Source organism: Halochromatium salexigens (genome assembly GCF_016653295.1).
GTDB lineage: Bacteria > Pseudomonadota > Gammaproteobacteria > Chromatiales > Chromatiaceae > Lamprobacter > Lamprobacter salexigens.
The window spans coordinates 1-7,517 of sequence record NZ_NHSF01000042.1; the positions used below are offsets into that span (position 1 = coordinate 1).

Annotated in this window: 8 protein-coding genes; 4 read left to right on the top strand and 4 right to left on the bottom strand. The window is 59.6% G+C overall.

Annotation, left to right across the window (positions count from 1 at the left end):
• Nucleotides 1–327: 327 nt before the first annotated feature.
• Entirely contained in the window at nucleotides 328–1,044 is a 717-nt protein-coding gene (locus tag CCR82_RS06250; RefSeq protein WP_242513302.1) for a pilin, read from the top strand.
• A gap of 151 nt (nucleotides 1,045–1,195) precedes the next feature.
• On the opposite strand, the gene CCR82_RS06255 is transcribed toward CCR82_RS06250, so the two are convergent.
• From CCR82_RS06255 to CCR82_RS18540, 3 genes are all read right to left on the bottom strand, one after another.
• The gene (locus CCR82_RS06255; RefSeq protein WP_338073112.1) at nucleotides 1,196–1,576 is read right to left on the bottom strand and encodes a group II intron maturase-specific domain-containing protein; all 381 of its coding nucleotides are present in this window, start codon (nucleotides 1,574–1,576) and stop codon (nucleotides 1,196–1,198) included.
• Nucleotides 1,577–1,697: 121 nt separating this feature from the next.
• Nucleotides 1,698–2,636: an aminotransferase-like domain-containing protein gene (locus CCR82_RS06260; protein ID WP_242513299.1), complete on the bottom strand. Its 939-nt coding sequence runs from the start codon at nucleotides 2,634–2,636 to the stop codon at nucleotides 1,698–1,700.
• The gene (locus CCR82_RS18540; protein ID WP_242513300.1) at nucleotides 2,561–3,088 is read right to left on the bottom strand and encodes a GntR family transcriptional regulator; all 528 of its coding nucleotides are present in this window, start codon (nucleotides 3,086–3,088) and stop codon (nucleotides 2,561–2,563) included. Before CCR82_RS18540 ends, CCR82_RS06260 begins: the two co-directional genes overlap by 76 nt.
• 111 nt (nucleotides 3,089–3,199) lie before the next feature.
• Between CCR82_RS18540 and CCR82_RS06265 the strand changes: the two genes are divergently transcribed.
• From CCR82_RS06265 to CCR82_RS06275, 3 genes are all read left to right on the top strand, one after another.
• Complete coding sequence (locus CCR82_RS06265; RefSeq protein WP_201244544.1) at nucleotides 3,200–3,970, top strand: class I SAM-dependent methyltransferase; 771 nt, start codon at nucleotides 3,200–3,202, stop codon at nucleotides 3,968–3,970.
• 506 nt (nucleotides 3,971–4,476) lie between these two features.
• Nucleotides 4,477–4,977, top strand: a complete 501-nt coding sequence (locus CCR82_RS06270) for a hypothetical protein (RefSeq protein WP_201244545.1) — start codon at nucleotides 4,477–4,479, stop codon at nucleotides 4,975–4,977.
• 196 nt (nucleotides 4,978–5,173) lie between these two features.
• Nucleotides 5,174–6,283, top strand: coding sequence for an SEL1-like repeat protein (locus CCR82_RS06275; protein ID WP_201244546.1), 1,110 nt, complete (start codon nucleotides 5,174–5,176; stop codon nucleotides 6,281–6,283).
• Nucleotides 6,284–6,301: 18 nt separating this feature from the next.
• Here CCR82_RS06275 and CCR82_RS18905 read toward each other — a convergent pair whose 3' ends face one another.
• Nucleotides 6,302–6,526: an excalibur calcium-binding domain-containing protein gene (locus tag CCR82_RS18905; RefSeq protein ID WP_201244547.1), complete on the bottom strand. Its 225-nt coding sequence runs from the start codon at nucleotides 6,524–6,526 to the stop codon at nucleotides 6,302–6,304.
• Nucleotides 6,527–7,517: the final 991 nt, after the last annotated feature.

A 7,517-nucleotide genomic window follows, 5' to 3' on the forward strand; every position in this document is an offset into this window, starting at 1 on the left:
TCCGGAATCTTGCGGGCATCGTTCATCCACTCGTTGGCCATGATATCCTCCGCAGGGTGGTCTGATCGCCTGCTTTAATTATAGACCAGATGCGTTAGTTGTCTGGATTACAAATGGCTGGACAATACCAAGGGGATTGACGGTCACTAGACAAACGGTAGCTGTGCAAATTGAACCATGGCATTGCTTGCAGAGCGAATGGCTTGGTTTGCGTGCAAGCCTGCGTTTTCGCTGTGTATCAAAACGATGGTTTAATTTGCACGCAAGTGAATACACTGTTGGGCGCTAAAACACACAGACAAGGTTTTACGAGGATCCAGAGTGAACATGCAGACGCGATGCAGCAATTGTGGAGCACCAATCGGGATCGACGACAAGGTGTGCGGCCAGTGCAACACCATTCAGGAGTCGTTTCGCTATCGCAGTCGCATGGGTGCTGCGGCGATTGCGTTTTTCACCGGTTGGTTCGGTGGGCACCGCTTCTTTCTTGGACAGTGGTGGGGGCTCTTTTATCTTTTTTTCTTCTGGACTTACATCCCCGCTATCATAGCCTGGATCGAGGGTATCGTCTTTCTTGCGACTGATCAGGTAGAATGGAACAAACGCCACAACCACGGAATCTATGTTGGCAAGGAGGGCGGGACGGTAGTTGTTATCATCTTCGGCTTGATATTGCCCCTGGTCTTGATGGTCGGCATCTTGGCAGCGATTGCGATCCCGTCCTATATGGAGTACACGCAGAAGGCGAGTATCAGCGAAGGGCTCATGGCAACGGCTCCTTACAAGATTGCTGTAGCTGAATACTACCTAAACTACGGCGACTTGCCGCGAAACGCAGCCGAAGCAGGTGTCCCAGCCTTTCAGCCGACAGATACGGTGAGCAACGTCGAGGTTCGCAACGGCTCGGTCTACGTGAAAATGGCCGATTCAGGCATAACAGGGCATATCATCCTAAAGCCGCAGGCAACGGACAGCGGCATTAGTTGGAGCTGCACCGAATCAACACTTGAGCCAAGCAGGTTGCTGCCGTCGAGCTGTCGCTAGAGGAAAATGGGTGAGAAAGCCCTTTTCTTTAGTCCCTGAAAGATAAGAACGCCCAATCGGGTAAGGGCGGGTGTTTAGCCCGCACTCCCCACACCACCTAGCATGCGGGTCCGCTACTCAAGCGGTTCACAAGAAGGGAGCACACGACGCTTTAGGCATCGCCATGCGCTTTCATCCACTGATCGCGAATGCTGATCAAGCCCTGGCGTTTCAGCCAGTCATTGGTCATCCCGGTTTGCGTGCCCAGCGAGCGGGACAGATACCAGTCGCTCTTGGAGCTCATGCCCGTCCAGATCGCGGTCCGCAGCCGTGTCCCCAGAGCCCTCAGCTGGCGAATGCGATTGCGCACCCCGCGCCACTGTTTCCAGTCGCACATGCGGATGCGCCGCCGCAGCCAGTGGTCCAGCTCGGGAATCGGCCGGTAATAGTCCGAGATGCCAAAGTAGCCCATCCAACCACGGACGTATTCGGAGCGTTTCTTGAGCCGGTACTCCGTCGTCGGTCGGCCACGCTTCGTCCAAGCCAGGCTGATGCCGAGACCTTGCTCGCTTGATCGACCCGCATCCTGACCGAGGACAGCGTCGAGGGGGTGCTGGGCTCATCGCCCGCTGATCCTGCCTGACCAGACGCTGAGGGTGCGATAGCGGCAACCCTCAGCCCGGCAGCTCGCGCGCCAGCCCACCGAGCTTCATCAACGCCGCCTCGGTCTGCTGCGACCAGGGCAGTGCGCAGTTCAGCCGCAGACAATGGCGATAGCCGCCATGGCTCGAGAACATCGGCCCAGGCGCGATGCTGATCCCGGCGGCGAGCGCGCGCTCCTGCAGGACGAGGGCATCGGCGCCCTGCGGCAGTTCGACCCAGACGACGAAACCGCCGCCAGGCCGCGTCACCCGCGTGCCAGCCGGGAAATGGTGGCCGATGGCCTCGATCACCCGCCGCACCTGCAGCCGGTAACGGCGCTGTGTGGCGTGCAAGAAGCGCTCGTAGCCGCCGCGCTCGAGGTAGTCGGCAACCGCCAGGGTCGTCAGCGTCGGCGTCGCCTGGCTGGAGGCGTACTTCAGGTAGGTAAAGTGCTCGCGATAGCACCCCGGCGCCGCCCAGCCCAGCCGCAGTCCGGAGCCCAGGGTCTTGGAGAAGGAGCCGCAGTAGAGCACCTCGCCCTGGGTGTCGTAGGCCTTGGCCGCCCAGGGCCGCTGATGGTCGAACGCCAGCTCGCCGTAGACGTCGTCCTCGATCAATACCACCCCATGCGCCTGAAGCAGGCTCACCAGCTCGGCCTTGCGCGGCTCAGGCGTCAGATGGCCGAGCGGATTGCCGAAGTTCGGCATTATCACGCAGGCCGTGATCGGCCACTGCGTCAAGGCGCGCGCGAGCGACTCGGGCGACATCCCGGTCTCGGGATCGGTCGCGATCTCGAGCGCACGCATCCCCTGCGACTCGATCGCTTGCAGGATGCCGTAGAAGGTCGGCGACTCGATCGCGATTACATCGCCCGGCTGCGCGACGGTGCGCAGGCTCAACACCAGCGCCTCCTGACAACCGCTGGTGACGACGATCTCGTCCGGGCCGAGCTGGCAGCCGGCCTCGGCCATGCGCCGGGCGGGAAGTCGTAGTCGGCGACCCGATTGCGCTGGGTGCGCCGGACACGCGCGGCGCTGCGCTCAAGCGCAGCCACTGGCAGGAAGCTGGCATCCGGTACCGCGGCGCCGAACGGCAGCAACGCCGGATCATTGTGCGCCTGCACCAACGCTAGCACCTGCTCCTGGCCCTGGATCAGCGCCGGCCCGTCCGCCGGGGTGCCGACCTCCGGGCGCGCCGGTTCCTCGCTCAATCGATCGGCGACATAGTGCCCGGAGCGCGGCTGGGCGATCAGCAGCCCTTGCGCCTCGAGCAATGCACAGGCCGAGACCACGGTGCCGATGCTGACGCTGAACTGGCGGCTGAGCTTGCGCAAGCCGGGCAGCCGAGCACCAGGCGCGAAGGTCCCCTGCTCGATCAATGTCGCCAGCCGCGCGGCGATGTCTTCGTAGAGAAGGCTGGTCATCGCCAAACTGTACCACTCGAGATCACCGGCAACTGCATCTGTATCCCTCGCGCCGAGGCCGGTAGGCTGGTCGCCTTTCATCAAGCATCAAGCAACCGCGAGGAGACCGCCATGTCCGCCGTACTCAATCTCAACCGAGGCAATCAGCAGCAGCAATACACCTCGACCTTCGCCGAGCACTGGGATGACCTGGTCGGCTGGGAGGCGCGCCTGGCGCGCGAGGGCCACTTCTATGCCCGGTTGCTGAAGGCGCAGGGCTGCCGCAAGGTCGCCGACATCGCCACCGGCACCGGCGTCAATGCCGTCGGCCTCGCCCAAGCCGGCTTCGAGGTCACCGCCACCGACGGCTCCGAGAACATGCTCGCCAAGGCGCGCGATAACGCCGCCGCCCGCGGCATCCACTTCGCCGAGAGCAAGGTCGCCGACTGGCTGCACCTGGACGAGGTGCTTGGCCACGCGCAGTTCGACGCCATCGTCTGCCTGGGCAACTCCTTCACCCACCTGTTCGACCACGAAGACCGCCGCGACGCCCTACGCGCCATCTATCGCGTGCTGCGCCCGAGCGGCATGCTGGTGATCGATCAGCGCAACTACGACCGCATGCTCGACCACGGCTACGATTCCAAGCACGCACTCTGCTACACCGGCGAGGGCGTCCAGGTGGGTCCGGTCGAGCTCAATCCGCGCCTGGCCAAGTTCGAGTACAGCTTCGAGAACGGTTCGGTGTTCCAGCTCAACATGTATCCGCTGCGCCAGAACTACCTGACCCATCTGCTCGAGGACGTCGGCTTCATCAACGTCGAGTGCTATGGCGATCTGCAGCGCCCCTATGATCCGCAAGGCGTCGACTTCGTCCAGCAGGTCGCGTTCAAGGCCGCCTGAGCCATCTAGCCGGCTATTGGCCAATCAGCAGGATCTCAGCCGCTTGGCCAACAGTGCACCGGATAGTCGTTGCGCCCCTGTTGGCGCATCACCTCGAGGGATTGCACCAAGCGCTCGCCAGGGAGATGATCGATCAATAACCTCTTCAGGGGGTTTCGTCTCGACAGCGACAATGATCCCTTGGTGGCCGCCCTTTTTCATCTCCTGTGGGGCGGCTGGGGTGATTTTTCCTCTCCTCGGCTGAGCGTCACGCGCAAGCCATTGATTGTTCGTTCGTCACTGGGGTAAAGGGCCATACTCTCCATCGAGACAGTTCCCCGGAGATCGCACCCTGTTCACCTCCAATCGCCACCCCGCCGGCGGCCGCGGTAACGACAGCAAGCCCAAGGGCGGATGACCCGAGGCTCGGCCAACTGATCCGTCCACCCCAGCGGTTATGACGCGCTGCACTGTGAGCGCTACTTCCTCAAGGGAAGCGCTTGCATTTAGTGAGCAAGAGGCAGCCAATGACCTCTAGCCACCCCGGTCGTTTGTTCATGCCTCGGTGGCGAGCCTGGCTGCTTGCGACAGCCGCCGCCCTGCTACCGACTGCAGGACATGCCCAACCCGAGCCGCAGAACGCGATCGTCTACCGTGTCCCGATGAGCTGTAGCGCGCATGCTCTGCTCGAGGCCGACCGATACCCCGAGGCGCTGCGGATCTTCGACGATTGGCAAGCGCTGGAGAGCTTCGAGCAGGCCGAGCGGACGCTGCACGGTCTGGCCTGGCGGCGCCGCTCGCAGTATGCCCGCCTAGTGGCGAAGCATGAGTTCGAGCGAGTGGTCGGGCGAGTCCCAACGCATGGCGAGCTTGCCAATGCGATCTTCGTCTGGAAGCAGCGGTTGCAGGACTACTCGCCGGGCATGCGGGAGGTGTTCCGCCAGCAGTGCAATCCGCTGTTCGAGGAAGCCAACCGCTGGGCCGAGGAGCATCGGGGACCACTGCCCGAGCGACTCGATATGCCCTGAAATACCCGCTCTATTCGCATCCGATCGGCATGGTGATGGTAACGTCACGGGTCTAAAGGCTCGGCAGTGCGCCCTGCTCGGTAGACCCTGCGTTGCTTGACGCTGCCACTCCTACTGGTCTAGCGTTAGACCGTTCGAGATGACGTAAACCGTTCATCGGCCACTGTGGTCCATCATCCAAACAAGGCACTGCACCATGCGTATTGGCCCGCTCTGTTTTGCGCTCATGTTGTCTTCCCTTTTCGCGCCCGTCACATTCGCAGAGGCTTGGGACGATGCGGTTAAAGCCTACGAAGCCACGAAGTCGCTGGCTGAGCAAGGCGATGTCGTCTCCCAATACAACCTCGGGGTCATGTATGCCCAAGGGATGGGCGTCGCTCAGGATGACCAGAAAGCGATCGCTTGGTACCGACGCGCTGCCGAGCAGGATTTTGCCCCGGCCCAAGCCAACCTGGCAATCATGTATGAAAACGGCCAAGGAGTGCCCCAGGAAGATGAGCAAGCTTTCACCTGGTACCGTCGCGCCGCCAAACAAGGCCATGTGAACGCCCAAGCCAGACTGGGGGAGATGTATAGGCAAGGTCAAGGCGTCGATCAGGATTTCCAAGAAGCCGCCTCTTGGTACCGCCGCGCTGCTGAACAGGGCCACGCCGGTGCCCAAACCAACCTGGCAGTGATGTATGCCAAAGGCGAAGGTGTGCCCCAAAACTTTCAAAAAGCCTTTGTCTGGTACAGCAAAGCCGCCGAGCAGGGCTATGCCCAGGCTCAGCTGATTTTGGCGGGTATGTATGACCAAGGCCAGGGTGTACCGCAGGACCGTCAAGCATCCTCAACCTGGATTCGTCGCGCTGCCGAGCAGGGACATCCCGACGCTCAATACCACCTGGGACGGCGGTATGCCGAAGGTGAGGGCTTCGCCCAAGACGATCAGAAAGCCGTTGCCTGGTACAGTAAAGCCGCCGAGCAGGGCAATGTCGACGCTCAAACCAATCTGGGAGGGATGTATGCCCTAGGTCGGGGCGTCGCTCAGGACAACCAGAAGGCGATGACCTGGTTTCGCCAAGCCGCTGAACAGGGTGATTCCTTCGCCCAATTCAACCTGGGAGCGATGTATGTCAACGGCCAGGGCGTGCCCAAGGACGTTGTGATGGCCTACGCCTTGATTAACCTTTCCGCAGCGCAGGGAAACGAGAATGCTATCTCGGCCCAACCCGAGTTGGAAAAGATGCTCACAGACTCTGAGATCGAAGAAGGACAGAAGCTATCCCAAGGCTGGAAGCCCGGCATGCCTTTGCCGGGTCAGTAGGATCAGCCAAGCGGCGGGTTAGCGACACAGGCTCTCGCAAGGCGTGCCATCGCCATCACCATCCAAGCGGCTGAGACCGCAGGCTGTGAGATAGTATCTCGCTTCTTCACAGCTCTCCATTTGTCCGCACGTTCGCTTACTGCCACAGGAGAACCCGCTGTTCGTTCTGGGGGATGCCGATGCTGTGGATCTGGAGGTTGCCGAGGTCATCGCATCTTGGACTCTAGGCGCGTGCCATTCCATGGAAACTGTCGTTTTCCGCCATTCAGCTCACGGATTCACGGATTCACGTATTCATGAAGAGAAAAGACGCCGAAAATAAAAAACATCCGGATCATGAGTCCAAAAAATAAAAAAAATGCTGCATCATGCGATTGAGACGGATAAGTGCAGAATGAATTGACAAACAGCAACACCACCCCTATCCAGAAAATCAATGAATAATTTGAGATAAAAATACTCGCGATTAGAGGCGCCACACATCCAAGCAAGAGTATAGACTTCAATATTGAAGTCACGTTTAGGCCAGAAAAGACCGGCTCTAGCGAGTCGATAGTAATGGAGATAAAAAAAGAGATAAATAAGATAAAAAATATAATTGTAAATAAAATTTCGCTCATGCCACCCCTCCTGAATCCGTGATTTATAGTTACCAGCAATTTTTTCTATAGTTCTTGAATCCGTGAGCTAAATGAATAGGCAATAGCAGAAAATTCTTCAGAAACAGGGTAGTGGTGATAGAATAGTGAAATTTACCACACCACCCATTCGGTGTCCCCGTGCGCCAATTCATCATTGAGCAATCGGCCGCTGATCTGACCCCATGCAGGGCTTGGGCTCATTGGCCAGGCACTGCATTATCATACTGACTTGGCCGATGCGGCGTCCGCTTGTTTCGGGCGTCCGCCCGGACGCGATCCAGCACCGTGACATGGGTGCAACCTGCTGAGCGCGCCGACCGGCGCCGGAGCAGCCCCCCCCACCCACAGGGCATGAAACGACGTCCGTAGGCAAGGCGGTGCTCACAGGCGTAGGCTGATCCGGACAAGCATTCCGTTGAACCGCCACCGCCTGAGACGCTGTACAGGAACTAACTATCTGATATAAAATACATAATTTACGGCTCATGGGGCGATTTTTTGACCAAACCCCTTTTCATTCGGAGCAACCGGTATGACTTCAGACGGCGCTCATCCACGTGCAAGGTACCCAAGTGACTTGTCAGACGAAGAAT